This window comes from Planococcus halotolerans, assembly GCF_003289955.1.
Lineage (GTDB): Bacteria > Bacillota > Bacilli > Bacillales_A > Planococcaceae > Planococcus > Planococcus halotolerans.
This window is the reverse complement of record NZ_QLZR01000008.1, coordinates 143,933-170,039: the sequence shown is the minus strand read 5'-3', so window position 1 is coordinate 170,039 and position 26,107 is coordinate 143,933. Positions and strand designations below refer to the sequence as shown.

At 41.6% G+C, this 26,107-nt stretch carries 31 protein-coding genes, 1 tRNA gene and 1 riboswitch; of the genes, 1 reads left to right on the top strand and 31 read right to left on the bottom strand.

Features of this window, described 5'->3' with window-relative positions; genetic code table 11:
* Positions 1–13: 13 nt before the first annotated feature.
* The 22 genes from DP120_RS16400 to DP120_RS16300 form a co-directional block, all read right to left on the bottom strand.
* Positions 14–1,177 carry a hypothetical protein gene (locus DP120_RS16400; protein WP_112224719.1) on the bottom strand — a complete coding sequence of 388 codons (1,164 nt, stop codon included), beginning with the start codon at positions 1,175–1,177 and terminating at the stop codon, positions 14–16.
* Positions 1,178–1,535: 358 nt separating this feature from the next.
* Positions 1,536–1,736: a hypothetical protein gene (locus DP120_RS16395; protein WP_112224718.1), complete on the bottom strand. Its 201-nt coding sequence runs from the start codon at positions 1,734–1,736 to the stop codon at positions 1,536–1,538.
* Positions 1,720–2,610 carry a hypothetical protein gene (locus tag DP120_RS16390; RefSeq protein ID WP_112224717.1) on the bottom strand — a complete coding sequence of 297 codons (891 nt, stop codon included), beginning with the start codon at positions 2,608–2,610 and terminating at the stop codon, positions 1,720–1,722. The genes DP120_RS16395 and DP120_RS16390 overlap by 17 nt, the downstream gene beginning before the upstream one ends.
* A 165-nt stretch (positions 2,611–2,775) precedes the next feature.
* On the bottom strand, positions 2,776–2,946 hold the full coding sequence (locus DP120_RS16385) for a helix-turn-helix domain-containing protein (RefSeq protein ID WP_233785921.1): 171 nt from the start codon (positions 2,944–2,946) through the stop codon (positions 2,776–2,778).
* Between the two features lie 84 nt (positions 2,947–3,030).
* The gene (locus tag DP120_RS16380; protein WP_112224715.1) at positions 3,031–3,900 is read right to left on the bottom strand and encodes an SU10 major capsid protein; all 870 of its coding nucleotides are present in this window, start codon (positions 3,898–3,900) and stop codon (positions 3,031–3,033) included.
* A gap of 55 nt (positions 3,901–3,955) precedes the next feature.
* Positions 3,956–4,441, bottom strand: a complete 486-nt coding sequence (locus DP120_RS16375) for a hypothetical protein (RefSeq protein WP_112224714.1) — start codon at positions 4,439–4,441, stop codon at positions 3,956–3,958.
* Between the two features lie 17 nt (positions 4,442–4,458).
* Positions 4,459–4,722 (bottom strand): hypothetical protein, encoded by a 264-nt coding sequence (locus DP120_RS16370; protein WP_112224713.1) that lies wholly within the window; start codon positions 4,720–4,722, stop codon positions 4,459–4,461.
* On the bottom strand, positions 4,722–5,948 hold the full coding sequence (locus DP120_RS16365) for a M26 family metallopeptidase (protein WP_112224712.1): 1,227 nt from the start codon (positions 5,946–5,948) through the stop codon (positions 4,722–4,724). Before DP120_RS16365 ends, DP120_RS16370 begins: the two co-directional genes overlap by 1 nt.
* Before the next feature lie 10 nt (positions 5,949–5,958).
* On the bottom strand, positions 5,959–6,306 hold the full coding sequence (locus DP120_RS16360; RefSeq protein WP_112224711.1) for a hypothetical protein: 348 nt from the start codon (positions 6,304–6,306) through the stop codon (positions 5,959–5,961).
* 285 nt (positions 6,307–6,591) lie between these two features.
* A complete protein-coding gene (locus DP120_RS16355; protein ID WP_112224710.1) occupies positions 6,592–7,581 on the bottom strand; it encodes a hypothetical protein in 990 nt (329 codons plus the stop codon).
* Positions 7,582–7,706: 125 nt separating this feature from the next.
* Positions 7,707–7,862 (bottom strand): hypothetical protein, encoded by a 156-nt coding sequence (locus DP120_RS18530; RefSeq protein WP_165843817.1) that lies wholly within the window; start codon positions 7,860–7,862, stop codon positions 7,707–7,709.
* Positions 7,849–8,034: a hypothetical protein gene (locus DP120_RS16350; protein WP_112224709.1), complete on the bottom strand. Its 186-nt coding sequence runs from the start codon at positions 8,032–8,034 to the stop codon at positions 7,849–7,851. The genes DP120_RS18530 and DP120_RS16350 overlap by 14 nt, the downstream gene beginning before the upstream one ends.
* 787 nt (positions 8,035–8,821) lie before the next feature.
* The gene (locus tag DP120_RS16345) at positions 8,822–9,787 is read right to left on the bottom strand and encodes a tyrosine-type recombinase/integrase (protein WP_233785923.1); all 966 of its coding nucleotides are present in this window, start codon (positions 9,785–9,787) and stop codon (positions 8,822–8,824) included.
* A 145-nt stretch (positions 9,788–9,932) separates the two neighbouring features.
* A tRNA-Arg gene (locus tag DP120_RS16340) sits at positions 9,933–10,006 on the bottom strand.
* Between the two features lie 155 nt (positions 10,007–10,161).
* Positions 10,162–10,752 (bottom strand): XTP/dITP diphosphatase, encoded by a 591-nt coding sequence (locus DP120_RS16335; RefSeq protein ID WP_112224708.1) that lies wholly within the window; start codon positions 10,750–10,752, stop codon positions 10,162–10,164.
* A complete protein-coding gene (gene rph, locus DP120_RS16330; RefSeq protein WP_112224707.1) occupies positions 10,749–11,498 on the bottom strand; it encodes a ribonuclease PH in 750 nt (249 codons plus the stop codon). The genes DP120_RS16335 and rph overlap by 4 nt, the downstream gene beginning before the upstream one ends.
* Positions 11,499–11,573: 75 nt before the next feature.
* Positions 11,574–12,383, bottom strand: a complete 810-nt coding sequence (gene racE, locus DP120_RS16325) for a glutamate racemase (RefSeq protein ID WP_112224706.1) — start codon at positions 12,381–12,383, stop codon at positions 11,574–11,576.
* Between the two features lie 10 nt (positions 12,384–12,393).
* Entirely contained in the window at positions 12,394–12,846 is a 453-nt protein-coding gene (locus DP120_RS16320; RefSeq protein ID WP_112224705.1) for a MarR family winged helix-turn-helix transcriptional regulator, read from the bottom strand.
* Positions 12,847–12,921: 75 nt separating this feature from the next.
* Positions 12,922–13,389, bottom strand: coding sequence for an acyl-CoA thioesterase (locus DP120_RS16315; RefSeq protein WP_112224704.1), 468 nt, complete (start codon positions 13,387–13,389; stop codon positions 12,922–12,924).
* 160 nt (positions 13,390–13,549) lie between these two features.
* On the bottom strand, positions 13,550–14,317 hold the full coding sequence (sdhB, locus tag DP120_RS16310; RefSeq protein ID WP_112224703.1) for a succinate dehydrogenase iron-sulfur subunit: 768 nt from the start codon (positions 14,315–14,317) through the stop codon (positions 13,550–13,552).
* Positions 14,318–14,350: 33 nt separating this feature from the next.
* Positions 14,351–16,099 (bottom strand): succinate dehydrogenase flavoprotein subunit, encoded by a 1,749-nt coding sequence (sdhA, locus tag DP120_RS16305; RefSeq protein ID WP_112224702.1) that lies wholly within the window; start codon positions 16,097–16,099, stop codon positions 14,351–14,353.
* A gap of 45 nt (positions 16,100–16,144) precedes the next feature.
* Complete coding sequence (locus tag DP120_RS16300; RefSeq protein WP_133257405.1) at positions 16,145–16,756, bottom strand: succinate dehydrogenase cytochrome b558 subunit; 612 nt, start codon at positions 16,754–16,756, stop codon at positions 16,145–16,147.
* A gap of 203 nt (positions 16,757–16,959) precedes the next feature.
* Here DP120_RS16300 and DP120_RS16295 point away from each other — a divergent pair, with 203 nt between their 5' ends.
* Positions 16,960–17,361 (top strand): YslB family protein, encoded by a 402-nt coding sequence (locus DP120_RS16295; RefSeq protein ID WP_112224700.1) that lies wholly within the window; start codon positions 16,960–16,962, stop codon positions 17,359–17,361.
* A gap of 268 nt (positions 17,362–17,629) precedes the next feature.
* On the opposite strand, the gene DP120_RS16290 is transcribed toward DP120_RS16295, so the two are convergent.
* The 9 genes from DP120_RS16290 to DP120_RS16250 all read right to left on the bottom strand — a co-directional run bounded on the left by DP120_RS16290 (position 17,630) and on the right by DP120_RS16250 (position 26,088).
* Positions 17,630–18,556 carry a nuclease-related domain-containing protein gene (locus tag DP120_RS16290; protein ID WP_112224699.1) on the bottom strand — a complete coding sequence of 309 codons (927 nt, stop codon included), beginning with the start codon at positions 18,554–18,556 and terminating at the stop codon, positions 17,630–17,632.
* A gap of 357 nt (positions 18,557–18,913) precedes the next feature.
* Complete coding sequence (locus tag DP120_RS16285; RefSeq protein ID WP_112224698.1) at positions 18,914–20,125, bottom strand: aspartate kinase; 1,212 nt, start codon at positions 20,123–20,125, stop codon at positions 18,914–18,916.
* On the bottom strand, positions 20,076–20,285 hold the full coding sequence (locus DP120_RS16280) for a hypothetical protein (RefSeq protein ID WP_112224697.1): 210 nt from the start codon (positions 20,283–20,285) through the stop codon (positions 20,076–20,078). The genes DP120_RS16285 and DP120_RS16280 overlap by 50 nt, the downstream gene beginning before the upstream one ends.
* Positions 20,284–20,457: riboswitch (Lysine riboswitch) on the bottom strand. Its footprint overlaps the gene before it by 2 nt.
* Positions 20,458–20,499: 42 nt before the next feature.
* Positions 20,500–22,293 (bottom strand): excinuclease ABC subunit UvrC, encoded by a 1,794-nt coding sequence (gene uvrC / locus DP120_RS16275; protein WP_112224696.1) that lies wholly within the window; start codon positions 22,291–22,293, stop codon positions 20,500–20,502.
* Between the two features lie 47 nt (positions 22,294–22,340).
* The gene (gene trxA, locus DP120_RS16270) at positions 22,341–22,655 is read right to left on the bottom strand and encodes a thioredoxin (protein WP_084246381.1); all 315 of its coding nucleotides are present in this window, start codon (positions 22,653–22,655) and stop codon (positions 22,341–22,343) included.
* A gap of 153 nt (positions 22,656–22,808) precedes the next feature.
* Positions 22,809–23,774, bottom strand: a complete 966-nt coding sequence (locus tag DP120_RS16265; protein ID WP_112224695.1) for an electron transfer flavoprotein subunit alpha/FixB family protein — start codon at positions 23,772–23,774, stop codon at positions 22,809–22,811.
* A gap of 99 nt (positions 23,775–23,873) precedes the next feature.
* Positions 23,874–24,647 (bottom strand): electron transfer flavoprotein subunit beta/FixA family protein, encoded by a 774-nt coding sequence (locus DP120_RS16260; protein ID WP_112224694.1) that lies wholly within the window; start codon positions 24,645–24,647, stop codon positions 23,874–23,876.
* A gap of 20 nt (positions 24,648–24,667) precedes the next feature.
* On the bottom strand, positions 24,668–25,441 hold the full coding sequence (locus DP120_RS16255; RefSeq protein WP_112224693.1) for an enoyl-CoA hydratase: 774 nt from the start codon (positions 25,439–25,441) through the stop codon (positions 24,668–24,670).
* Positions 25,442–25,458: 17 nt separating this feature from the next.
* Positions 25,459–26,088, bottom strand: coding sequence for a TetR/AcrR family transcriptional regulator (locus DP120_RS16250; protein WP_112224692.1), 630 nt, complete (start codon positions 26,086–26,088; stop codon positions 25,459–25,461).
* Between the last annotated feature and the right edge of the window lie 19 nt (positions 26,089–26,107).

Genomic DNA, 26,107 nt, shown 5'->3' with positions numbered 1-26,107 from the left:
TGGTATATGTCGATTATCCTTGATAAATGGGGAATTTTAAAACGGCGTTATTGGGTATTTTATCACCGGCAGTGACATGATAACTAGAATTGTTGCTATAAACTTGCTCAGAGCGTTCTTTTATCGTGAGTTTATCCTCATTTATAATATCTTGCGAAACTTCAATACCTATCAAATCTAAAAGAACAAAGGTATTTAAGCGATAAAATTCTTTTTCTACAAAGCGTGTGTCTTGATAATCCTTTCTCTTTTGCTTCTGCAATGTGAGGGAGATTAGACGATTAAAATATGCTTCTAACATTTCTGATCTGCTAACTTCTCTTGCAAGAGATTTATCAAGAATCTTAATACCAATTGTTTTGTAAAAATATTGTATTTTATGATTATCCGCTAAATACTTATTAACTACCTTTTGGCATTCAAAGTATTCTACATTTTTATACTGGGAATTTATTTTCTGAGAAATATAGCTATTGTAGTTTAATTCCATTTCTTCAACCAACTCTTTAACCTCACTTTTGACCTGTTCATAAAGTTCCTCGGACACATTAATAAAATCATTGTCCAACCCTTTAAAAACATAATGTATAGTTGATTGGATTTTATTATCTTTAGACAATCTATTAATAGCACTTTGAACAATGCTAGTATTTCTCTTGTCGATAGTATCAAAGAATTTATTAACCACATTTACAGCATTGAAAAAAGCAATTCCTTCTGAGTGAACGTTTTCAATTAGTGATTTCATTTCTTCTTTATCCACATTGTAGAGGTTATAAAGTTCAATCTCCTTTACCCAATTTCTTAAAGGACGATTTCCACCATTTAATTTAACTAACTTGCTAAAAATAAATTCATCTAAGATAAAATCATCAGCAGTAGGTTTTCTACTATTGCTCTCTCGTCCATCTTCCTTTTTAACTCTTTCGATTCTTAAATCACCAACTAAATGCCTTCTCTTCTTTCCTGAGAAAGGTTTATTTGTTTTGGGATTAGTGGCAAGTTCAACATCATGATGAATTGTCACTAAAAGTTTTTGCAATGCCTGAACAGATTTCATATTTGTGAACCGATCAGCAGATTTATAAGTTTCAAGCAATCCTTTAGCTTCTTCAATTCCCATATCAATACAATATTCTACTGCTTCTAAGTCGTTCATTCCGTCTACAAATTCCATTAAGATTCTCCTTTTACGTCTACAAGTTATTTTTTATTTGATTGCCATTCTGACAGCAAATTATCTAAAGATTCATTTCTAGTAAAGACCCATAGGGTACGATTGGTTTTATGATGAACCATTTCATGAATTGGTTCTATGCCATGCTGTGTTAAAAATTCTTTTTGCTTATAGCTAAAGCAATTGTAATTGCCGACTCTCATATTTATCTCTCCATATCTTTATAATATTCATTTTGCGAACTAATCAAAACTGTTATATAAAGAATATATATTTTATAACAGTTTTGAAGTGTTCGCAAATGGCATAAAAAATTTTATAGTTGGGGTGTGGGGCTACAAAAATAGATGTGCAACATCTATTGCCCCACCTTTAACATATAATCATCTAAAGCTTTTTGTAATTCAGCACATTTTACATATAGAGTAAACGTGTTTCCGTCTTTAATACTGTTTGCCTTAATGATATATGGAATACCTTTCTCTTTAAGAAACAATGACAGAGATTTCGTGTAGCAATAAAAGAAATCTGTACTGGTAACTTCATCTAATCGTTTCATATTGATTCTCCTTTCGTTCAGAAATCATAATCTTTCTCTTATTGATAAACGCATAACTGAAAGCTCTCTGCATTGTCTGAGCGTCTAGTTCATTCCATTCAATAGTTCTAGCAGCAAACTTTTCAAACCTCTCAAATGAAGCTTCTGGAAGCTCTACAGAGAATCCTAAATGCTGTTCATACCACTCTAGGTTTATCGTCTGTTCCCATCTAGCAGTTAAGTCAGGATTGTTACCAGAAGATTCAAAGCTCAGTTTGCCTTTCTTCTTGCCTGATTGGTTCAATCTAATACTAATATCCAATTCAGCACGTAGCATGAACCAATACATTTGATCTTGTGTAAACATATCCAATACTTCAACCAATTCCATCATGCCAAACTTCTCTAAATAAGATAAGAAAGTATCTCTGTAGCGTTCATCATAATAACCTTTGAAACCTACATCTGTGCAAAGAAGGATTAACTTGCCCTGAGTTGATTCAGGAAGTGGAACATTGTACATAGCATAGAGTTGAATTAGCGTACTCATAGCAAATTTATCTGTATAACGTCCTCTGTGAACGCCTGAGACGTTATTAATATTGGCTGACTGTACATTGATGTAACTCGATTCGTCTGAGCGTACCATGTGATTATCAAAACACTTGCCTTCTTTCAAAGCACAATCTACTCCGATAGCTTCACGCTGATCTGCTGCATTAATTTTATTGACGCTGTGGAAACTGTAGAACGTATTTACTTCTAATCCGAAATGGTGTTTCAGGAACATACAGGACAATAAGCTGTCCATATCGTTTGTCATAATTAAGTTCTGTTTCTCATTGTCTAATTCATTTGTCCATTGTGGGTAAAGCTCTCTGATTTTATTCTGCATGATGAATGATTCATCAAGTTAGTTTCCTGGGGTTATTGCTTCCTTTTCCTCACTGCATTTCTATAAATACAGAAACAGGCGACTGCCTACTTAGAGAAAAAGGAAAGCTAAGTTGATTCCGTCATTTATACAACTCCTTCTCATAGTGGATTCTCTTTTATGTGATTAGTATCTCTCGATAAACTCTTTGTACATAACCTGTTTATTGACATCTAGATTAGATTTATCATTTTCCCATAAGCTCAACATGGCAATGCTGCAATGTATATACTCAGCAATTTCACGTAGCTTGATTCCCTTTTTTCTTCTAAGTAGAAATAGTTCGATCTTCTCCATTTTGATTCCCTTCTTCCCATTTAAATTTTTGATTTTCATGTATTAAAAAAAGACACTCACCAATTAAGGTAAGTGCCAATAAGATTAAGCTACTGTCAATACTGCAACAGCTTTCTTGCTTCCAACTTTCAAAGTGCTTTCAGCTACAACTTGTCCTTTAACATTATCGCCAGTTTTAGCTAAAGGTTCGAAATGAGCGTCACGAAGGTTAGCAATATCTACATAACTGTCATTGAAGAATACAACTTTGTCAGCAGGAACGTGCTTAGACAATACGAAGTTTACTCGGCCATAGTTAGTATTGATTGATTCAACAAGCAAACCAAAGTCAGTAGTAACGTGCTGGTATCCGTATTTGTCAGCATAGATAGCGTCAACTTGTTCTTTCAGTGAAGCGTTAATCAGAGCGTATACAGTTCCTTCTGCAAGGTCTTGTGACCATAGGTTCTGCATTGCTTTCTTAACGTCTGCTTCTGTGATAGTAGCTGTAACTGCAACAGCGTTAGCAGCGTCAGCAAATTCAATAAGACCAGACATTTGACGTTTGAATGGCGTTGCAGAACCGTCAGCTTTAAGACCATTGATAAATTTCTTCTCCATATTGATTTTCAATTCAAGAAGTCGATCATTAATCTCTTCAGCGAATTGAACAGATTTCATAGCTTCTGCTGTGCCAGAAATAGAAGCACCTTTTTTGAAGATTTCTAGAACGTTGCTAAGTTCAGCGCGTGCTGTTTCGTAGAAAACAATATCGTCTCCACCTTCAAGAGCAGAAAGATCTTCTGCATGGTCAAGAGTTTTTTCTCTCCATGTATAAACTGTAGACAAAGCTTTCTCAACATTTCCTTTTGCCATTAGCAAAGAAGTGAAAGGAGTTGCCTGAACTCCGATAAGTGCGATTTCTTTAGATAGTGATACTTGTTCTGCTTGTGTGAAGTTGCTTGATTTAAACATAATGTATATTTCTCCATTCTAATTTTAAGTTTGTTGGTGGCAATTAGCCACCGCATTATTTGAAAAAGTTAGCTAGTTTGTTGCCAATCATTGATTTAGTATCTTTATTTTGTTCATGAATCGTATATGCGTCCTGCTTAGTGTTATCTGCCGGTTTATATGAGAGAGACACTTTAATGTCATTTACAATAGCTGTAAGTTTCTTAACCATGTCAGGAAGTTGTTTAGCGTCTGTAATATTGATTACATCAGCGAACATATCCAAACCTTTATCTTTAAGCTCTGCTTTAACTTCACGCTGTAGCAATTCTTGTTCACGTTTCTCAAGATTCTTTTCGACTTCATCTAGTGTGTCATTTGTTTTATCAAGAGTTTCTTCAAGTTTTTCTTCTGCGTTAGGTTTAACTTCTTCTTCAAGATTGGCTTGAATCTTCTTCTGGTCTGCAATAATCTTTTCTGCTGAATCAATTCCACCTTCAACATAATCAGTGATTGTCTTTTCTGTAGCTAATTGAGTAGTTTGTTCTGTTTTGTTTTCCATAATGATTCTCCTTTTGGTTAGTTAAATTTGACCTGTACTGCTTCTCTAGCAACAACGGGTTTGCCAAAATAAATACCGCTAAACTCATAGATAAAATCTGAGTCAGCGGTATAGTCATAAAAGTAATTTCCTTGCGATAAATCAATGACTCCTTCTGTGATTGTTTCCACAACAAGTTCTTGCTTATCATAAATAACTAGCTTTACACTTTTAGGATTAATAGCATTGCCATTGAAATCCCTAAACTGTACGTTTAATCTCACTGTGTCATTTCTTAACATTAAATCACGCTCGTTTCTGTTGCGTTTTCTCTTATATCTGTATCTGATTTATTTGTAATTGAATTAATATTTGATTGATTCTCCATGATGTAAACCATTGCATAGACAGGACGCTGAATATCTACTGGAACGATAACCTCAGTAATAATACTGAATGGCTGCAAGTCCGATTCTACTGATCTGATAGCTTTCACTTTTCGTTCAATAGTAGAACCAATTCCAGAAACATCAGAAGAAATAATGTGAGTTTTGATATTAGCATTAGCTAACACTTCAACGTTGCTCACAATATCGTCTATCATTGATTCTGCAATAGCTGTGGCTCTCTTAGAGACGTTTGAAGTGATTGGTTGAGTAGTTGTGACAACTGACTGCAACTGACGCTTTGAGCGATTGAGAAAGCTTAAAACGATACCTGAATGACTTGTTACGGTTACTGTAACTTTCTTAGCAGGAAGAGACGGAACACCAAAAGCTTTAAGGAATGGATAATCAGCGAAACCCCATATTGCTGAATCAAATCCAACTAAGTTAACTGAATTTGCAAATTGAGAAGTTGTTAATCCTGTTCCACCTGAGCTAGTTGGATATATGTCTGTATTGAAGTAAGAGTTAGTCGTGTTTGCTACTACTACTGTTGAGCCGACAACTCCACCTGCTAATTGAGGTGCTGTTATTGGACTATAAGAATAAGAAGTTGTGACAAAGCCACTTGTAGAAACTATATGTCCTACAATTCCTCCTACACGCCCCAAAGAATTAATAGAAGCGTTTGACCAACTATTAGAAATCGTTCCTCCTGAGTGCCAACCACATATTCCACCTTGACCATATTGCCCATTTAAAACGCCTGTGGAATAACATTGGTCAATAAAAGAAGCACCAATCATCTGACCAGTTATGATTCCTGAATAGTTAGAAGTTTGAGAGTTTACATTAGCGTCAACTACACCTAACTTCTTAATCGTTGCGTTTTCGATATAGCCAAATAGACCAGTATAAGTAGCGTTTCTATTAACCTTTAAACCTCTTACTTTAAAACCATTGCCATCTAAAGTTCCTTTAAAAGCTGTGGTTGATGTACCAATTGGAACAAAATTTGTGTAGCTAGTAAGAGAAATATCATTCATTAAGATGTAATAAGCTGTCAGGTTATTTCTAATAGAGTTAAATTCTACTGCTGTAGTAATTTGATAAGGACTAGCTTGTGTGCCTGAACCTAGCATATAACGTCACCTACAATACTTGCGGTACTTGTAGTTTGTGAATAATAGTTAATTCATCATCAGCAGATTCAAAAGTAAAACTTGTGAAGCTTTCTGTAGCAATTGCGTTAATTCCTGTAGCTGAATCAAATACTACTGATCTGCCAACTACTTGATTAGCGAATTTAGCGTCTGAGCCACTGATAACGACTTTGTATTCAATTGTCTGAGTTGTGCCTGTTCCTGTGATTACAAGACCGTCAGCAGTTCCAAAACGTTTTAAAACTGTACCTGTTGGTGTGCGTACTTCTAAGTAGTTCCAATTCGCTAAAATAAACTCACGAATTTTTTGATAACCGTATTGGTTAATCTCTGCCATAAAAAATGACCTCTTTTCATTTAAATGTTTTATTGAAATTTTTGATTAGTAAGCATAAGAAAAAGAACCTCTAATGGCTGTAAGAGGTTCTTTCATGGGGGAACTATAATAGTTAAAGCTGAACAGAGGTCTTGACTCCTCATTAGTGTTCATTATGTGTAGTAAAAATAAATTACGCATATAAATCTGGAGGAAAAATATACGTCAGTGAGAAGTAAAAGGTTTGACTCTTTTACCCCTACACTGTACCTAATTATAAACAATAAGTGTTACGTTCTAGTGTTACTAAATAGCCAGCTTTTCATCATCAGCTAGTTTTGATTTTGTCTGAATCCGTTTCAATCTATTTTTAAAAGTTGATTCTTTCATATCCATCTGAGAAGCAAAAAACCTCTTATTGAATCCAATGATATTTCCATCAATATCAAACGTGAATGGCTCAATATTAATAGCGTTGATTTCTTTCTGAATCATATCCTTCAAGCTAAAGTAAAAATTTAATTGATTAGATGTAAGCTTACTAACATTAATCTTTAAAACGTTATCTGCTTTTGTCTTAATAAATTTGTTCTTACGAATATCCTCTTTAGTTACATAATACTTTTCACCGTTAATATTATGAACTTTTGTTCCTAGCAGTTTTGTAAGCTTCCGATCAACTTTACGCTTTGTGCTAATTGCTATGAATCCAATAATTTCATCTTCTTCTCTACTCAAATCAACGCTAGGAAGAACCTCATTAAGCGACTCTAAGATTATAGGTGTATACTGGTCAACTAATTTGCTCTTTGCTCTATTAATTGCAGGGAGAATATTTCTAAATTCCATAAATTCCTGATAGACAGTTCCTTTGCCAATTTTATCCCAAACTTTAGCAGGTACTTTGTCAAAATCATCTTTGTGATAATGAAATCCATGTTCTACAAATGTGCTGTAAATGGTGTGCAAAGCGTCACCATCATAAATTTCATGTTGGCTGCCTTCAAATAAATATTTCTTTCTCATACCATTAGCTTTCTTAGTGTATCTAGCTATCCAGATTTTAATATTCCTTGCCATACGATATTCAGCAGTATTCTTTTTCACTGTATACTTTGGTCGCCAGCGATTGAATGTTAATGTGTAATGTCCATCTTCTTCATTGTAAAATTCCTGTTCAACTTGCGTACAGATCATTGTAGTTTTAACCATATCGGATAGAGCTAATTCTAATAGTTCTGTCGTAAAATCGTATTTCCCCTGTTGATGTGCTTCAATCTTCTCTTTAAAATTCATTTTGTTTCCTCTTCTCTTTTGAGTATATCCCCTAATAAAAGAGGACTACCAAAAAAGTCCATATACTTTTATTCTAGGTGTGCAACATAATTCTATCAAGGCGATTTAAAAATAAATTATAAATTCTATTGTCGTTCTTTCTGGTTTTCAATTTCTTCCCTATTTCTTAGATAGTAAATTGCCATTTCTGCTAATGTTTCTTTAATTGAATGAACATTTTCGGGATTTACTTTTTCAGGTACAGTGTATCCTTTTAGTTTTATCGTATTAGTTTTTCCCATAAAGATTCCCTCTTTTCTCATTTTCATTTTTATGTTCTTCATTCTCAACTTTATCTGCATAGATTTCTTGTATTCTATTACCTAATCTAGTTATCGTTTCTTCTGGAACTGCTTTAGAAACTACATCTTCAAACTGTTTCTTATATGCTTCACTCTTAATAATCACAGCCATTTTAAAACCCCTTTCACTAATAAATAAATTATAATATTTACCTTGTCATAAATTACATATATTACCATTTAACTTAACTTTTATACTACAGTGATATGTTTTTGTTGTCCAATAAAACTCATATTTTATTTAAATATTTAAATGGGAATCCATTCTTTCAATATCTTGTTTTGATCTGCCTGTTTTCTATTCTCCTGCCTAGTGATTATCTCTGCCTTTTTGTTTTTAATCTCTTGACTCTCACGCTTTTTCGACAGCAGAATTGGAGAAGAAATAGGAAGTATCGTGGAATTGTTACCTTTGCTCAGACATAGGAATAAATCTAATATCTGAGCAAAAGCAACAATTACGTTTTCAACAGCGTCATTGTGTCGAAATGAGGTTTTTAACGTCCTCGCTCAATTGGAAGCTTTCACTTCTCATATTCCCATACAATTATCGTCCTGTATGAATCCAGAATATGATTACCGCTACCTTAGTAGACCCGATAATCCAACCGTACAGTTAAAGGTCGCACTCACCTGTTCTTCCAACGAGCAAACGAGGAAACTCTTAATGTTGGATATATCCCCATTTTTGCTGTAGTTGGGATTCTTGACGTAGGATTTTTAATGAGGTTTGAACGGCAATCCCCTCATGACTACCCCCGAAAAAAGACAATACTTAACAACCCTTGCAAAATCGCATTTTTTGCGATAACATGAAGGTACAATTTTGAATACGGGAGTATTCTATATTTAGTTAAGGAGATTAGTGACTGCAATCACTGATCTTCTTTTTTTTATGCCTATAAATATTCTCTTAAATTGCTTGCCACTTCATTTATATCTAAATCTAAATACTGAGTAGTTACCGCTAAATTTGAATGTGACAAAGCTTTTGAAATCAAAGCAATATTTGCCCCTTTGTTAAGAAGCTCTTTAGCGTACCCTCTTCTAATTGCATGAGGATTAATATTCTCCAATCCAAACTCCCCACTATATTTATGCAATCTCTTAGAAATGATATTGTTAGTAGATTTTGTATTAACTCCTGTACCTTTACGACTGATAAAAAGATAATCATTATTTTGATTATATCTAGCTCTGATTTTTTCATTCTGCTGAATCAATACTTTAAACAGCTTTACCATTTGTTCATCAATTGGTAGCTGCAAGAGTTTATGATTTTTTAGAATTGAACCATCAAGGTTTAACATTAAATTTTCATAGTCAATGTGCTTCTCTTCTAACTGACCTAAAGTTTTAATCCTGACTCCTGTTTTAAAAAGCGTTATAACTGCTACAGCGTCTCTTAGACCAATAAAAGTGTTCAGATCAAGCAGAGATAGCAAAATGCTTATATCGTTGCTTGTAGACCCCTTTTTTACGCTTTTATCCACTTTAATATTAATTGGCTTCCAAAAGTTCTGTTCATACCAACCATTATCAAAGCACTTAGATAATATAGCTTTTAAGCATTTTAAACGTGTGAGCTTAGTTTGATTAGATACAGCCATTGAGCCGAGCCATTCATAAATAGTGTCAGATGTTATTTCATTCAGATATGTAACACCTGTAACCTTCATTAAATGCTTCATGTGCAATTGATAATCGCTGATTGTCCTCTTCCTAAATCCGCTAACTTCCATCTGCTTAACTAAAATTGATAAAGCTTGCTCAATAGATAAAGATTTTTTTACTTTTACATCTTTGTTTCTGACTAAATTTGATACATCTAGCGGTACATCAAACACACCACTTCTTTTAGACACAAAAAAACCTCCTAATCAATAAGATTAGAAGGTAGTTTCGGTTCAACGTCTAGATTAAGGATAAAAGGGGGTAAGTTCTAATCCAGACCTTTTACCTTAATGCTTATAAACGTTGATATACCAATGTTTCTGGTTTCCATAATTACGTCCCAGGAGCGATTCGAACGCCCGACCGACGCCTTAGAAGGGCGTTGCTCTATCCAGCTGAGCTACTGGGACATGGCTTTCTGCTCAATGCAAGATGAACTGTTGCCAGCCGGCTTTGCATTCTATTTCGAAAGACAATTTTAATTATAGAAATCTTTTAATGAAAAGTCAACGTTATTTTAAAAAAATATTAAAAAAGAAAAGAAATCAGTGTTGGCTCAGTTGTCTTAAAGCCCAGGCATTGCTTTCCCTAATTCCCGAATAGCATTTCCACGATGTGAAACCGCTGCTTTTTCTGAAGGTTTCATTTCAGCCATCGTTTTTTCGAGGGCTGGGACATAGAATATCGGATCATAACCAAAGCCATTATCGCCTTTTCTTTCATCGGTGATCAGGCCATCAACGGCGCCTTCAAAGATGATGGTTTCCTTACCCGGTGATGCCAGAGCCAGGACGCAGCGGAATCGAGCTGTTTTTTCATCATCCGGAACCTGGACCAATTTCTGCAGCACTTTGTCGATATTGGAATCATCATTTTTTTCTTCCCCTGAATAGCGGGCGGAATAGACGCCTGGCTCACCGTTTAGGGCATCGATTTCAAGGCCGCTGTCATCTGCAATTACGGTCGCCTGCAGTTCCTGCGCAATGGTCTCTGCTTTTAATACCGCATTCTCTTCGAAGGTCTCGCCTGTTTCTTCGACATCAAGATGCGGTGCCACATCGTGCAAAGTGAGTACTTTATAACCCATTGGTTCGAGCAGTTCTTCGAAATCTTTCGCTTTGCCTTTGTTTTTTGTCGCAATGATTATCTCTTTCATAATTCCGACCTCGTTTCTTCTCCGATCCGGAGTGCGGTATCACCAAGAATTTCTTTTTGCTTTTCAATCAATTGACGGATACCTGCTTCACCAAGATCCAGCATTTCATTCAATTGTGCACGTGTAAAGGTGGATTCTTCGCCAGTGCCCTGCAGTTCAACGAAATTGCCTTTCCCGGTCATCACCAGATTCATATCGACTTCAGCTGTTGAGTCCTCGCTGTAATCCAAATCAAGGATGGCGCCATTGTCATGCGTAATGCCGACACTTGTCGCTGCCAGAAAATCCGTTACCGGGAAAGCTGTCAGTTCGAGTTTGCTGATGGCCATAACCATCGCCACATAAGCCCCTGTAATTGAAGCAGTCCGAGTGCCGCCGTCCGCTTGGATAACGTCGCAATCAAGCCATAACGTCCGCTCACCCAGTTTTTCAAGATCGACAACAGCACGCAGCGCACGGCCGATCAATCGTTGGATTTCCATCGTACGGCCACCGATTTTGCCTGCTGATGCTTCACGGCGGTTACGGCTGCCTGTAGCACGCGGCAGCATGGAATATTCAGCTGTGATCCAGCCTTTCCCCTGTCCCCGCAGGAAACCTGGAACTTTCTCTTCGATTGTCGCGGTGCAGATCACTTTCGTCTGGCCTACCGTGATCAACACTGAACCTTCAGGGTGAATTAAATAATCTGCCTGCATATCAACTGGACGCAATTCGTCCGCTTTTCTTTCATCTGCTCTTGTCATGGATATCCTCCTTATATTTACTCGATTAGCGTACCATATTTTATAGGGAGCGACAAAAACCTGACAGCAGCGCCATCAGGTTTGAGGGAATTTTATCGAATGGATAATCGGTTTTTCGATCTCCAGCCATTTTTTGATGATCGTTTCAAAAATCGATGTGGAACCTGAAGTGTAAAATTGATGCACTGGCAGCCTTTTCGCTGGAGCCAGCATATTTTGAAAGCGCAAATGGTTTTCGACATCTTTTGCTGTTTCGGATGCTGATGACAATACAGCCACCGACGGACCGAACTTCTCCTGGATGAATTCCTGGAGCAGCGGATAATGGGTGCAGCCCAGTATCGCCGTATCAAAATGTTTTCGTTCCAATTGGCCCAGTGTTTCCCATACCATTTTTCTCGCAAACTCACCTTCATATTCGTCACTTTCGACAAGCGGCACAAATTTCGGGCACGCCAGCTGGACGATGTGGCAGGACGACATCAACGATTTCAAAGCATTTTCATAAGCACCGCTCTTCACAGTCCCGAGTGTGCCGAGTACCGCAATTTCCTTGGTAACGGAAACTTTCATCGCTGCGCGAGCTCCTGGAAAAATGACGCCAATCACAGGGATGGACAATTTTTTCTGCAGAGAATCAAGCGTTGCCGCAGTCGCCGTGTTACAGGCGATGACGAGCAGCTTGATATTCTTGTCCACCAGTGCACTCGCCATCTGCCAGGTGTACTTCCGGACTTCAGCCTGAGGACGTGGCCCATATGGACATCTGGCATTGTCTCCGATATACAGCACTTTTTCGTGTGGCAAAAGCCGCATAATCTCCTTTGCGACAGTCAACCCGCCTACTCCTGAATCAATTACTCCGATTGGCGCATTCGCTTGCATGTTTCCGCCCCTATTTCATGTTCGTGTGCAATTTCTCCAATAGGAATGAAAATTGCTCCACTTCTTCTTCGCTGAATTCGGTCAGGACGTTCTGTAAATAATCCTGTCTCTTTTCAATCACTTCTTCGATGATGCGTTCGCCTTCTTTCAAAAGCTTGATGCGCACAACCCGGCGATCCTGCTCTTCGCGGATCCTCACTACCAATTCATTCTTTTCCATACGATCCACCAGATCAGTCGTCGTGCTGAATGCCAGATACATTTTGTTCGACAGATCGCCGATCGTCATATCGCCATGTTCAAACAGCCATTGCAGCGCGATGAATTGAGGTGGTGTGATGGTGTAGGAATTAAGGATTTCACGGCCTTTTTGCTTAATGATCCCAGAGATATAGCGCAGCTCTTTTTCCATGAAGGCAACGCGCTCTTTATCATGGGGGATGTCATTTTTGTTTTCATTCATAATCCATGTCCACTCCTTGAATACAACTATTACTTTATATAGTGAAGGTTTTTTTCTGATTTAGCAAGAACTGACTTAATTTTCTGATGAAATAAACTGCTTATTTTCAAAAAGCGCTTTTTCTTCATCTGTCCACGGGTGTCCCTTGCCGGTGGCTTTGGAAATTTGAACCATGGCCCCTCTTCCGGTAAAGCAGGTTTCCCCTTTTGCGTTTACGACCCAGTAATGGACGTCGATCGAAGATCTGCCAATCGAAGCGATTTTAACATATACATCGAGTTTTTCATCGAAGTAAACCTGCTGCGTATAATCCACCTGCATGTCGGCGATAACAGGGAATAAATCGCCATCCCCTTTCAGCCAGCGCTGCATCAGCCCCAGTTCCTTCATGTATTCGATGCGTGCAAATTCAAAATAAGTGATCGGCACAGTGTTATTAACGTGGCCGAACATATCCGTTTCAGAGAACCGCACCTGTACCGGAGCAGAAAAACTGAATTCCTGTTTCCATTGTTCAAAATCTGTAATGTAATTAGCTTTCATTTAATTTCCTCCAATAAAATATCCCTTACTATTTTATCAGTATAACAAAAACCAGGGTGCGAGGCTCCATATTTCATTTCCGCAGGGTCGTTTTTAGTATCTTTTTGACCTGAAAACCCTAATAAAAAAACCTTCACCGAAGTGAAGGTTTCTGTATAAATCAGACTGCGTGATCGCTTCCGAAGAAGTTACGGAACATTTGAACTGTAGTTTCACGGTTCAACGCTGCGATTGAAGTTGTCAAAGGAATACCTTTAGGGCAAGATTCAACACAGTTTTGTGAGTTACCGCAGCTTGCAAGGCCGCCTTCACCCATGATTGCGTTCAAACGCTCATCACGGTTCATGGCACCAGTTGGATGCGCATTCATCAAGCGAACTTGAGAAAGTGGCGCAGCTCCGATGAAATCGGATTTATCGTTGACGTTCGGGCATGCTTCAAGGCATACACCGCAAGTCATACATTTTGAAAGTTCGTAAGCCCATTGGCGTTTACGTTCAGGCATACGTGGACCTTCGCCAAGATCATGCGTTCCATCGATTGGAACCCAGGCTTTGACTTTTTTCAATGAATCAAACATGCGGCTGCGGTCAACGACAAGGTCGCGGACAACAGGGAATGTTTTCATCGGCTGCAAACGGATCGGCTGTTCCAATTGATCGACCAGGGCTGTACACGACTGGCGTGCTTTGCCGTTGATAATCATTGAACATGCTCCACAAACTTCCTCAAGGCAGTTCATGTCCCAGTTTACAGGTGTTGTTTTCTTCCCTTCCATATTGACAGGGTTACGGCGGATTTCCATCAATGCCGAAATGACATTCATGTTCGCGCGGTATGGCAATTCGAATTTCTCGAAATAGGATTCTTTATCAGTTGAATCACGGCGTTCGATTTCAAAAATTACCGTTTTTGCTGCTTCACCCATAATAATTCTATCTCCCTTCTTTGACTCGTTAACTTATGCTTTGGCTGAATAATCACGCTTGCGCGGCGGAATTAGTGAAAAATCCACTTCTTCATAATGGAAAATCGGTGCGTCATAGCCATTGAATTTTGCCATAGTCGTTTTCAAGAATTCTTCATCGTTACGTTCCGGGAAATCAGGTTTGTAGTGAGCTCCGCGGCTCTCGTTGCGGTTCAACGCTCCAAGTGTGATCACTCGTGCTAAATGTAGCATATTTTTCAGCTGACGTGTGAACATTGCGCCTTGATTGCTCCAAAGTTGAGTGTCTGTGATGTTGATGTTATTGAAACGCTCAAGCAATTCCTGGATTTTCTCGTCCGTTTTCTGAAGACGGTCGTTATAACGAACAACTGTTACGTTATCCGTCATCCATTCGCCAAGCTCTTTGTGAAGAACATAGGCATTCTCAGTTCCGTTAAGTGCCAGGATTTCGTCCCATTTGCGCTGCTCTTCAGCAACTGCCTGATCGAAAATATCAGAAGGCATATCTTCGGCAAGAACCTCGAGGCCTTTGATATAATCAAGCGCGTTCGGTCCTGCCACCATTCCGCCGTAGATAGCTGAAAGAAGTGAGTTTGCGCCCAAACGGTTTGCACCGTGCTGGGAATAATCACATTCACCTGCAGCCAAAACACCTGGAATGCTTGTAAATTGGTGATCATCAACCCATAATCCGCCCATTGAATAATGGACTGCAGGGAAGATTTTCATCGGAACTTTGCGTGGGTCATCACCTGTGAATTTCTCATAGATCTCGATGATTCCGCCAAGTTTGATATCCAATTCCTTCGGATCTTTGTGTGAAAGATCCAGGTAAACCATGTTTTCGCCGTTAATGCCGAGCTTTTGGTTAACACAGACATCGAAGATTTCGCGTGTAGCGATATCACGAGGAACCAGGTTTCCGTAAGCAGGATATTTTTCTTCGAGGAAATACCAAGGTTTTCCGTCTTTATAAGTCCAGATACGGCCACCTTCACCACGTGCCGATTCAGACATCAAGCGAAGCTTGTCGTCTCCCGGAATCGCAGTTGGGTGAATCTGGATAAATTCGCCGTTTGCGTAATAAGCGCCTTGCTGATAAACGATGGAAGCCGCTGAACCTGTGTTGATAACAGAGTTCGTCGATTTTCCGAAGATGATTCCAGGTCCGCCGGTTGCCATGATTACAGCATCTCCGCGGAACGCTTGGATTTCCATAGTCGTCATGTTCTGTGCAGTGATTCCGCGGCTAACGCCGTTTTCATCAAGAATCAAACCAAGGAATTCCCATCCTTCGTATTTCTGTACAAGACCGCTTACTTCGTGGCGGCGCACTTGCTCATCAAGTGCATAAAGCAATTGCTGGCCAGTAGTCGCGCCGGCAAAAGCAGTTCTATGGTGCATCGTTCCACCGAAGCGGCGGAAGTCAAGCAAACCTTCAGGCGTACGGTTGAACATAACGCCCATACGGTCAAGCAAGCGGATAATCGCTGGCGCCGCATCTGTCATCGCTTTGACCGGACGCTGGTTCGCAAGGAAATCCCCGCCGTAAACCGTGTCGTCAAAGTGAATATCCGGTGAATCGCCTTCACCTTTGGTATTTACCGCTCCGTTGATACCGCCCTGTGCACACACAGAGTGAGATCGTTTAACCGGAACGATTGAAAATAAATCGATTGACGCGCCAGCCTCTGCGCCTTTTACAGCCGCCATTAAACCGGCAAGCCCGCCACCGACAATAATAAGTTTGCCTTTCGCCATTTTGGTATTCACTCCTCTTTTAATTCACCAATGATCGAATTCGTCTTAAACGAATGCCAATAAAGCGCGGATACCGATTACCGACAATACAATGAACACCACAAGTGTGAAGTATGTCGTGTATCGTTGAGCTTTCTCGGATTGAGTAATGCCCCAAGTTACAAGGAATGACCACAAGCCATTCGCCAAGTGGAACGTAGCTGTGAGAACGCCGGCAACATAAAATGCAAACATCCAAGGATTATCCAGAATATTAGCCATCATGTTGAAATCAGCCTCTGCTGCATTTCCGATAGCCACCTGGAAGCGTGTTTCAAATACGTGCCAAGCGATGAAGACTACGAGGAATACTCCTGTATAACGCTGAGCAGTAAATAAAATATTGCGCAAATAACTATAATGTCCTGGGTTGTGCTTGCTAGTGAAAGCTATGTATACACCGTAGAAAGCATGATACATAATCGGCAGATAAATAACGAAAATCTCCAGGAAAATGACGAACGGAAGGTTCGCTAAGAAGTGGGATGCGTTGTTAAATGCCTCGACACCTTGTGTTGCGAAATGGTTGACGATTAAATGCTGTGTAAGGAAAATCCCAAGTGGAATGATTCCAAGCAATGAATGCAACCTGCGCAATAAAAATTCACGATTATCCAAAACTTTTACCCTCCTCAAAACATTAATAAGGCAGTTAACGGAGCAATCGATATTTTACGAAAGCATCCATTGACTGCATGGAACATCATGATACAATAATATGACATATTTATTGTACTCCGCTCAATTATGAGCGTCAAGGCAACTTGTCTTAATTCAGAAGATTCCCTACGGGGTTTCTACATATTGAAAGTGGGTTTACGATGACTGCAAAAGAACCTGAAACCAACGAACATTTCGGTTATGAAATTATTCGCGACTATGTATTATCCGATATACTGGGCAAACACGAAAACGACGTCCTCTATTGGGCCGGCAAATCCCTTGCCCGGAAATTCCCCCTTTTCTCTTTGGACGAAGCCGGCGACTTTTTTGAGCAGGCCGGATTTGGCGAATTAGTGACAGAAAAAACTGGCAAAGACGAAACTGTCTTCGTTTTGCGCCCTTTCAAACTCGATAACCGCTGCTTCAAGCTCGAAGCCGGCTTCCTGGCCCAGCAACAGCAGAAAATCGGCGGCTTTTTGACAGAAGCCTACGACGAAGTGCTGCCGAAGAAGAAGTTGGTCCGAATTACGCTGAAAACGGATCTGCGAGAGCAAATTTGAGTGGAATATAATGTGGATTGACCGTATCCGGGGTGTGGGGGCGGTTTTTTTGTGGGGGAAATTTTGTCGGGGGTGGGGGTGTGGCGGCTGTTTGTGTGCGGTGAGCCGAATTTATGTGCGGTGAGAGGCATTTGTGTGCGCAGATCCGGATTTGTGTGCGGTGACGTCATTTTATGTGCGCAGATTCAGTTTTATGTGCGTAGCGATAACTTTTTGCTAATAAAAATAAAAAAACACCTACTTGAATAGGTGTTTTTCAAACAAAGAATTAGTTTTCATTGATATACTTGCGATTCCTTTTTGCTCCTTCAGTTACAAGTCCAGCATCAGAAAGCATTCTGAAAACAACATATCGTGATTCAATCCCACTAAACCGCCGAAATTCCTTATTATCAATCTCACGACTGACCAATGCAAAATACTCCTGTAAAGCCTGTTGATGGGCATTCGGATCCCGGTGGCCGCACTCTCTGCATTCCCAGACTTTAAACAACCGCTCCACCGCAATCTTCCCACACGCCACACACTTCACACCCGTCTTCAACTCTCGCGGATCAATCCGATAATACTCACACAACGGCGGTCGCTCGTATGAATAACTGTTCGATTCAATCAGCTTCCGCAATCTGCTCGGCTTAGGGGAGTCAGCCGAAATAACATGCGCTTCAAGAATTGTGTAAATCGTCTCAACCGCCTGATACGTCTTGCAGATATGCTTATCCGCTGGCTTCGAAATAAACTCACAATGCCTCGGCGTAAAGACGACCACTCCATCAATCGGCGGATGCGAAATTTTCCTCTGTTTCAGCCACAGCTTGAGAAAGCGGATGTGCTTGGCCAGCTGCACCTGCGGATCTTCCATTACCATTTTTTCGCCTTCATTATTAAACCGGTAAAACTCAGAAGTCACTGCATCGAAATGGATTTTTCCGCTGATATTCTTCGAACTGATAATGATGACACAGCGCTCCGTCACCAGCAAGCCATCCATTTGGGCTTTCCAGTTGCCCAGTTTTAAACCGACATCCCAAAGCAATTCATAAGGTTCACTCCAATGAAACTCACTCATTTTCGCAATCAAGCGCTGCTCACCTTTCCAGCCAGCTTCGTACCGATGTAACTCCTTTTTCAAATATGGCTGCTCCGGATGCCCAGCCGGCAACCGCTCCATTAGCAGCTTTACCCCTTCCCACATCAAAAAACTTTTCTCCCCTATCCTAACCGCCGCCTCCCCTTATAATTATCTGAATTATAACATTTCTCCAATCCTCAGTGCTGTACCGGAAAAACTAATTTTGAATCATCAATGCTGAACAGAAAAAACATATATTGAAAAAAATCTCCGCATACGCGAAGATTTCCTCCAGACATTGGATTTTTCCGCCACGGCGAAAAATCCGCTCTTGCCCTTATGCATCAAAACGGTTTTATCACTAAAAAAACAAAAAACCCGGCAACCGCCGGGTTCAGCATAAGCTATTTTTTCACTATTTTATCCCACAAAAATTTCTGAAGAGCTAACTCTGAGCAGGGAAAATCTCTTTTCCAATACTCAACCCAACCCATATGCCTCGTGCAGCGCATTCGCGGATTTCTCCATGTCTCCGCCAGGCACAACGACGGAAATCTTGATCTCTGAGGTGCTGACCATTTTGACCGGAATTTCCGACATGCGCAGGATATCGAACATGCGGGCAGCGACACCCGGATTGGATACCATGCCGGAACCGACGATTGAGACTTTTGCCAGGCCGACTTCGAATTCGGTCGACTTGAAGCCGATCGCTTCTTTATTGTCATCGAGCACACGACGCACTTCTTCAAGACTGTCCTCTTTTATTGAAAATGAAACGGAAGGCTGGAATTCTTCCGAAATGCTTTGCACGATGATGTCGACGTCGATATGGTTTTCTGCCAGCGTCATGAAGATATTCGCAAGTGAACCGTTGAAGGGTTTATTGTATGTAACGGTTACACGGGCAATGCCGGGCTCGAATGCTACGCCACGGACGATAAGATTTTTTTCCACAGTGACCACCTCTTGTATGATAGTTCCCGGTTCGTCGGAATAGCTTGCCCGAACGGTTAAAGGGACGTTATTGTTTTTCGCGAATTCTACAGCACGCGGATGAAGTACGCCTGCGCCTAGATTTGCGAGCTCAAGCATTTCATCGTAGGATATCTGCTCCAGCTTGCGCGCACCGTTCACAAAACGGGGATCCGACGTATAAACGCCGTCGACATCCGTGTAGATATCACATTTCTCCGCCTTCAACGCTGCTGCAAGCGCAACAGCAGTTGTGTCGGAACCCCCGCGGCCAAGCGTCGTGATGTTGCCGATGCGGTCGACGCCCTGAAAGCCGGCCACTACAGCGAAAAATCCGCTGTTCAGGACCGCTTCAAGCCGGTCGGTATGAATTTGCTCAATGCGCGCATTCCGCGGAACAGACTCAGTTTCGATGCCCGCTTGCCAGCCGGTGAACGATACCGCTTCGTGTCCCAGTTGCTTGAAAGCCATCGCAAGCAATGAAATCGTCACCTGCTCACCGGTCGCAAGAAGCATATCCATCTCGCGTTTCGGGGGCTCGGCAGAAATTTCTGCTGCGAGTCCGAGCAAGGTATCAGTGGTCTTTCCCATCGCCGAAACCACTATGACCACCCGCTTGCCCTGCTCTTTTTCCTTAATCGCCCTTTTAGCCACTCCGATAATCTTTTCAGGCGTCGCCACTGAAGTTCCGCCAAATTTCATAACAATCGTTTCCATTAATCATCCACTCCCACATTAGTATGTGGCCCCCAGCATGAAAAGCGCCGGCATCCATTTCCGCTTTCACAAAAAGAACACCAGTACCAGACACGAAAAAAGGCAGCTTGCCGTCGATCCGGCAAACTACCTCTTTAATCATGTACGAAAAAACGTCCATGTGAGATAGCCCTCCAGAGTTTGACTCTGACAGCCCTGCATCTCTTAAATGCAGAACCAGCATGTTCGGCTGCAGCCTTCACACACTTCGGCGGTCGTCCCTTTCCTCATCCTTCACAGATTCTGCAAATCTCCGGATGGCTACTTTTGACGCCCGCGCCTCTATCACCACTTTTACAAGTGATTCAATTTATGTTTATTACAATAACACGAACTTATTCAGATGACAATGTTTCTTCGGCAAAATACCTTTGAATCGATTCGGCCAGTTTTTCCGGCATGCCCGCTTCCATCAATTGCGAAGTGTCCGCTTCTTTAATTCGTTTGACGGATCCAAAGTGCTTGAGCAATTGCTGCCGGCGTTTCGGACCGACGCCTTCCAGTCCGTCGAGCGCCGACACGATTGAATTCTTGCCGCGCAATTGGCGGTGGAATGTGATAACGAACCGGTGAACTTCATCCTGTATGCGCTGCATCAGGTAAAACGCTTCGCTCGTCCGTTTCAGCGGCACCACTTCGACCGGGTCGCCGTATAACAATTGCGAAGTCTGGTGCTTGTCATCTTTCGCCAGACCGGCAATCGGGATCGACAGGCCAAGTTCATCTTCCAGAATCTCACGCGCCGATGACATCTGGCCTTTCCCGCCATCAATGACAATTAAATCCGGCAACGGCAATCCATCTTTCAGCACCCGTGAATAGCGGCGCCGTATGACTTCACGCATAGCCGCATAATCATCGGGCTTCGATCCTGTACGCGTTTTGTACTTGCGGTAATCTTTTTTGGAAGGCTTGCCGTCGATGAACGTAATCATCGCTGATACGGCATCGGCTCCTTGGATATGCGAGTTATCGAACGCTTCGATTCGCAGCGGCGTCTCAATATTCATCGCCTCGCCAAGTTCCTGGCAAGCTCCAATTGTGCGTTCTTCCTGTCGTTCAAGCAGCTGGAACTTCTCTTTGATCGAGATTTCAGCATTTTTCTTCGCCAGCAGCACAAGATCTTTCTTCTTACCGCGCTGCGGCACAAGCGTACGGACACCGAGCCAATCCTTGACCAACTCTGCATCTTCACCCTCCGGCAATAAAATCTCATTCGGTTTCACATGATTCGACTTCTCATAAAACTGGCCGAGATAAGTCATGAATTCTTCCTGCGGATCACGGTAAAGCGGAAACAGCGATACGTCCCGCTCGATCAATTTGCCCTGGCGCACGAAAAAGACCTGGACGCACATCCAGCCTTTGTCGACTGCATAGCCGAAAACGTCGCGGTTGGTGAAGTCGTTCATCGCCATTTTCTGTTTTTCCATGACGTTTTCAATGTGGCTGATCTGGTCACGGTACTCTTTGGCACGTTCAAACTCCAGATTCTCAGCTGCCTCAGACATTTTTTCGACCAGGCCCTGTTTGACTTCGCGGAAACCGCCATTCAGGAATTTCGAAATGGCATCGATCATTTCCGTATAAGTCTCTTTTTCAACTGGTTTTATGCACGGTGCAAGACACTGCCCCATATGATAATAAAGGCAAGCGCGGTCCGGCATCTGATGGCATTTCCGCAACGGATACAAGCGGTCGAGCAATTTTTTTGTTTCACTCGCCGAATAGGCATTCGGATAAGGGCCGAAATACTTCCCTTTATCTTTCTTCACCTGACGCGTAATGATCAGTTTCGGATGCCGCTCACCTGTTATTTTTAAATAAGGATAGGATTTATCATCTTTCAGCATGATATTGTATTTCGGATCGTATTTCTTGATGAGGTTCAATTCCAGAATCAACGCTTCTTTATCTGAAGACGTAACGATGTATTCGAAATCCTCGATTTCATTGACCAAGCGCTGCGTTTTTGCATCGTGGCTGCCTGTAAAATAAGAGCGCACACGATTTTTCAACACCTTCGCCTTACCTACATAAATGATTGTATCCTGCCGGTCCTTCATGAGGTAACAGCCAGGCTGGTCCGGCAGTACTGCTAATTTATGTTGAATCAATTCGTTTGCCATATTCTCACCCTATTAAAAAACCGGGCCACCATGGACCCGGTTAAGAATTATGCGTGTTGGTTAACCAAATCAGCCAATGCTTCTTTTGGTCGGAAGCCTACAACTTTATCCACTGTCTCTCCATCTTTCATCAATAGAAGAGTCGGAATTGACATGATGCCGTATTGTCCAGCTGTTTCCTGGTTTTCATCAACGTCCACTTTTACAATTTTCACTTTATCGCTCATTTCAGCGTCAAGCTCTTCCAATACAGGAGCAATCATTTTACAAGGTCCGCACCAAGTTGCCCAAAAATCAACTAGTACTAGTCCTTCTGATACTTCCTGTGAAAAGTTCTGATCTGTTCCGTGTACAATTGCCATGAATAATTCCTCCTTAGTTTTACCAAACTATATTCAAATTATAGCACGCGTTTTTTTCACTAGCTATTTTTTTGCCTACTCCTGGTTTACCCTGTTAGGCACTGAATAAACAGAAGAAAAAGGCCTGCAAATTGCAGGCCTTCCATAGATAAATTACATTACTTTCTTAAACTCTTCAGTCAGCATCGGAATAACTTCGAACAAGTCTCCCACGATACCGTAGTCAGCAACTTTGAAAATGTTCGCTTCTGGATCTTTGTTGATCGCCACGATCACTTTTGAGTTGGACATACCAGCCAAATGCTGGATAGCACCGGAAATGCCGGCTGCGATGTAAAGGTCAGGTGTTACGACTTTACCAGTCTGGCCGATTTGAAGTGAGTAATCGACGTAATCCGCGTCACATGCTCCACGGGATGCGCCAACTGCTCCGCCAAGAAGGTCAGCAAGTTCCTGCAATGGCTCAAAGCCTTCTGCACTCTTCACGCCGCGTCCGCCTGCAATGATGACTTTCGCTTCTGAAAGGTCAACACCTTCAGCAGATTTGCGGACAACGTTTTGGATGATTGTACGCAAGTTTGTGATGTCCACTGATAATGAGCTGACATCGCCAGAACGCTCTTCTCTTTCAAGAGGCGCAATGTTGTTTGGACGGATTGTGATAAAGTCGATTCCGCCTTTATTTTTCACTTTTTCAAATGCTTTACCTGAATAGATCGGACGGATGTATACTGCATCATCGCCTTCTCCTTCGATATCTGTAACATCAGAGATCAAACCAGTTTGCAATTTAGAAGCGATTTTTGGAGAAAGATCTTTACCGACTGCTGTATGGCCGAAGACCAATGCTTCCGGCTGCTCCTGGTCGATGACAGCCATCATAGCCTGGCTGTAGCCATCAGAAGTATATGATTTCAAGTGCGGGTGTTCGACAGTGATTACACGGTCAGCACCATAATTCACCAATTCAGCTCCGAATTCAGCAACTGAATCACCGATCAAAACACTTACTACTTCTCCGCCGCCGGAGACTTTTTTAGCTGCGGCAATTGCTTCAAATGAAACGTTACGCAAAGAACCTTCACGCGTTTCGCCCAATACTAATACTTTTTTCGACATAGTCCGTTTACCTCCTAAGTAGATGTAAAAACTCGAATCATTTTATCTGTTCAAAACGGGACGGCCAGTTTTGACATCGGCCGTTTCCGCATCTGTCATTTATATTACTTTCGCTTCATTCTTCAGTAAGCCGACAAGTTCAGTTACCTGGTTGGAAATGTCGCCTTCAAGAATACGGCCTGCAGCTTTAGCTGGTGGCAAGTAGATTTCGATTGTTTCTGTTTTAGCTTCAACGTCGTCTTCGTCGATATCAAGGTCATCCAGTTCAAGTTCTTCAAGCGGTTTTTTCTTCGCTTTCATGATTCCTGGAAGTGATGGATAGCGCGGCTCGTTCAATCCTTGCTGTGCAGTTACCAGCAATGGCAATGAAGTTTCAAGCTCTTCAGCGTCTCCTTCGATATCGCGGACGATCGTTACTTTTTCGCCTTCGATTTTAAGGCTGGTGATCGTTGTAACATAGTTGATATCCAACAGGTCTGCAACACGTGGTCCGACTTGTCCTGAACCGCCGTCGATTGCAACGTTACCCGCAAGGATAAGGTCAGCTTCTTTATCTTTCAAATATTCAGCCAATATGTAAGCTGAAGTGAATTGGTCCATTTCTTCTACATCGTCTTCAGTGTTGATAAGAACCGCTTTGTCTGCACCCATAGCAAGTGCTGTACGAAGCTGTTTCTCAGCGTCTTCTCCGCCCATCGTGATGACAGTGACTTCACCGCCGTGCTCATCGCGGACATTGATCGCTTCTTCGATTGCATATTCATCGTATGGATTGATGATGAATTCTGCTCCGTCTTCCTGAATCTTGCCGCCAGAAATGACTAATTTCTCTTCTGTGTCGAATGTACGTTTAACTAATACATAAATGTTCATTAACGTAGACCTCCCAAGTATTATTTCCCTTTAAAATGTGCTTCGCGTTTTTCCAGAAACGCCTGGATTCCTTCTTTTGCATCTTCTGACACAAAAACGGTGCCAAATGAATTCGCTTCCGCTTCCACACCTTCATGATAGCCCGCATGCTTGGCATACTGCAGCATATCAATCGCGGCTTTAACTGAAACCGGACTCTTTTTGGCAATCTTCTTGGCGATTGTAAGCGTTTGCGAAAGAAGTTCTTCTTCCGGATACGCTCTGTTCGCCAATCCCAATTGCGCAGCTTCCGTTCCGTTGATCGGGTCGGAAGTCAACAGCATTTCAGCTGCTTTCGCAACACCGACATATCTCGGCAATCTTTGTGTACCTGCAAAGCCAGGAATAAGGCCAAGCTGAAGTTCCGGCAATCCAAGCTTAGCATTTTCTGAAACAAAACGCATTTGACAACTCATTGCAAGCTCCAGTCCGCCTCCAAGAGCGGCTCCGTGAATTGCAGCGATAACAGGTTTATGGAATGTTTCCACCCGTTCAAAAACTTTCTGCCCGCTTGCCGCAAGTTTAGAGAATTCTTCACCGGAAGTGACTTGCGTAAATTCCTTGATGTCCGCTCCAGCCGAAAAGAATCTTCCTTCTCCGTGCAATACGATTGCGCGGACTGAATCATCGTTTTGGACTGCATTGAGCAATTCATCGACTTCCATGATTAAAGCGCGCGACAAGGCATTTGCCGGCGGACGGTTGATTGTTGCAACCGCAACACCGTCTTCTACACGATAACTGATAAATTCCATACAGGTAAACCCCTCTCTTAGGCACGCATGCCTTTCATCAATAAATGATGGACTTTCGGAGCCAATTCAACCAGATCATATTTATGCTCATTCATGACCCAGGTCGTTATGGTTTCATCCATCGTACCGAAGACCATCTGTCTGGCAAGGCGGATATCCATATCCTTATCGAACTCATTTGATTCCATGCCGCTGATCAGGATCTGGTCAAGCAACAAAAGATACTCCCGTAGGACGCTGTTGATCTTTAACCTGATCTCGGTATTTGACTGCCTGAGTTCGAGCTGGGTGACGATAGCCAAATGGATATCGCTCGCCAATAGATTAAAATGGCTCTCAATCATGTGCTTCAATTTTTCAGCAGCCGAATGATCTTTTTCAAGTATCTGTTCCAGTTTACTGACGAAAACCGCCATCTTCTCCTGGAAAACAGATATGAGAATGTCTTCCTTGTTTTTGAAATACAAATAAATTGTACCATCCGCGACCCCGGCTTGTTTAGCGATCTTAGATACCTGCGCCTGATGATAGCCATTTTCGGCAATCACGATGACCGCCGCATCGATTATTTGCTTGTATTTCGGTTTGTCTTTTTTAACCAAATCCTCACCACCCAAAAAAATATGAAAATATGAATGGCGATTCATTCATATTTTCATATTATAG

What these genes read in the sequence shown, in the direction of transcription:
- DP120_RS16400 (WP_112224719.1), bottom strand. Translation starts at nt 1,177, where the DNA reads ATGGAATTTGTAGACGGAATGAACGACTTAGAAGCAGTAGAATATTGT.
- DP120_RS16395 (WP_112224718.1), bottom strand. Translation starts at nt 1,736, where the DNA reads ATGAAACGATTAGATGAAGTTACCAGTACAGATTTCTTTTATTGCTAC.
- DP120_RS16390 (WP_112224717.1), bottom strand. Translation starts at nt 2,610, where the DNA reads ATGCAGAATAAAATCAGAGAGCTTTACCCACAATGGACAAATGAATTA.
- DP120_RS16385 (WP_233785921.1), bottom strand. Translation starts at nt 2,946, where the DNA reads ATGGAGAAGATCGAACTATTTCTACTTAGAAGAAAAAAGGGAATCAAG.
- DP120_RS16380 (WP_112224715.1), bottom strand. Translation starts at nt 3,900, where the DNA reads ATGTTTAAATCAAGCAACTTCACACAAGCAGAACAAGTATCACTATCT.
- DP120_RS16375 (WP_112224714.1), bottom strand. Translation starts at nt 4,441, where the DNA reads ATGGAAAACAAAACAGAACAAACTACTCAATTAGCTACAGAAAAGACA.
- DP120_RS16370 (WP_112224713.1), bottom strand. Translation starts at nt 4,722, where the DNA reads ATGTTAAGAAATGACACAGTGAGATTAAACGTACAGTTTAGGGATTTC.
- DP120_RS16365 (WP_112224712.1), bottom strand. Translation starts at nt 5,948, where the DNA reads ATGCTAGGTTCAGGCACACAAGCTAGTCCTTATCAAATTACTACAGCA.
- DP120_RS16360 (WP_112224711.1), bottom strand. Translation starts at nt 6,306, where the DNA reads ATGGCAGAGATTAACCAATACGGTTATCAAAAAATTCGTGAGTTTATT.
- DP120_RS16355 (WP_112224710.1), bottom strand. Translation starts at nt 7,581, where the DNA reads ATGAATTTTAAAGAGAAGATTGAAGCACATCAACAGGGGAAATACGAT.
- DP120_RS18530 (WP_165843817.1), bottom strand. Translation starts at nt 7,862, where the DNA reads ATGGGAAAAACTAATACGATAAAACTAAAAGGATACACTGTACCTGAA.
- DP120_RS16350 (WP_112224709.1), bottom strand. Translation starts at nt 8,034, where the DNA reads ATGGCTGTGATTATTAAGAGTGAAGCATATAAGAAACAGTTTGAAGAT.
- DP120_RS16335 (WP_112224708.1), bottom strand. Translation starts at nt 10,752, where the DNA reads ATGAAAGAGATAATCATTGCGACAAAAAACAAAGGCAAAGCGAAAGAT.
- rph (WP_112224707.1), bottom strand. Translation starts at nt 11,498, where the DNA reads ATGACAAGAGCAGATGAAAGAAAAGCGGACGAATTGCGTCCAGTTGAT.
- racE (WP_112224706.1), bottom strand. Translation starts at nt 12,383, where the DNA reads ATGCAAGCGAATGCGCCAATCGGAGTAATTGATTCAGGAGTAGGCGGG.
- DP120_RS16320 (WP_112224705.1), bottom strand. Translation starts at nt 12,846, where the DNA reads ATGAATGAAAACAAAAATGACATCCCCCATGATAAAGAGCGCGTTGCC.
- DP120_RS16315 (WP_112224704.1), bottom strand. Translation starts at nt 13,389, where the DNA reads ATGAAAGCTAATTACATTACAGATTTTGAACAATGGAAACAGGAATTC.
- sdhB (WP_112224703.1), bottom strand. Translation starts at nt 14,317, where the DNA reads ATGGGTGAAGCAGCAAAAACGGTAATTTTTGAAATCGAACGCCGTGAT.
- sdhA (WP_112224702.1), bottom strand. Translation starts at nt 16,099, where the DNA reads ATGGCGAAAGGCAAACTTATTATTGTCGGTGGCGGGCTTGCCGGTTTA.
- DP120_RS16295 (WP_112224700.1), top strand. Translation starts at nt 16,960, where the DNA reads ATGACTGCAAAAGAACCTGAAACCAACGAACATTTCGGTTATGAAATT.
- DP120_RS16290 (WP_112224699.1), bottom strand. Translation starts at nt 18,556, where the DNA reads ATGTGGGAAGGGGTAAAGCTGCTAATGGAGCGGTTGCCGGCTGGGCAT.
- DP120_RS16285 (WP_112224698.1), bottom strand. Translation starts at nt 20,125, where the DNA reads ATGGAAACGATTGTTATGAAATTTGGCGGAACTTCAGTGGCGACGCCT.
- DP120_RS16280 (WP_112224697.1), bottom strand. Translation starts at nt 20,285, where the DNA reads ATGGACGTTTTTTCGTACATGATTAAAGAGGTAGTTTGCCGGATCGAC.
- uvrC (WP_112224696.1), bottom strand. Translation starts at nt 22,293, where the DNA reads ATGGCAAACGAATTGATTCAACATAAATTAGCAGTACTGCCGGACCAG.
- trxA (WP_084246381.1), bottom strand. Translation starts at nt 22,655, where the DNA reads ATGGCAATTGTACACGGAACAGATCAGAACTTTTCACAGGAAGTATCA.
- DP120_RS16265 (WP_112224695.1), bottom strand. Translation starts at nt 23,774, where the DNA reads ATGTCGAAAAAAGTATTAGTATTGGGCGAAACGCGTGAAGGTTCTTTG.
- DP120_RS16260 (WP_112224694.1), bottom strand. Translation starts at nt 24,647, where the DNA reads ATGAACATTTATGTATTAGTTAAACGTACATTCGACACAGAAGAGAAA.
- DP120_RS16255 (WP_112224693.1), bottom strand. Translation starts at nt 25,441, where the DNA reads ATGGAATTTATCAGTTATCGTGTAGAAGACGGTGTTGCGGTTGCAACA.
- DP120_RS16250 (WP_112224692.1), bottom strand. Translation starts at nt 26,088, where the DNA reads ATGAATCGCCATTCATATTTTCATATTTTTTTGGGTGGTGAGGATTTG.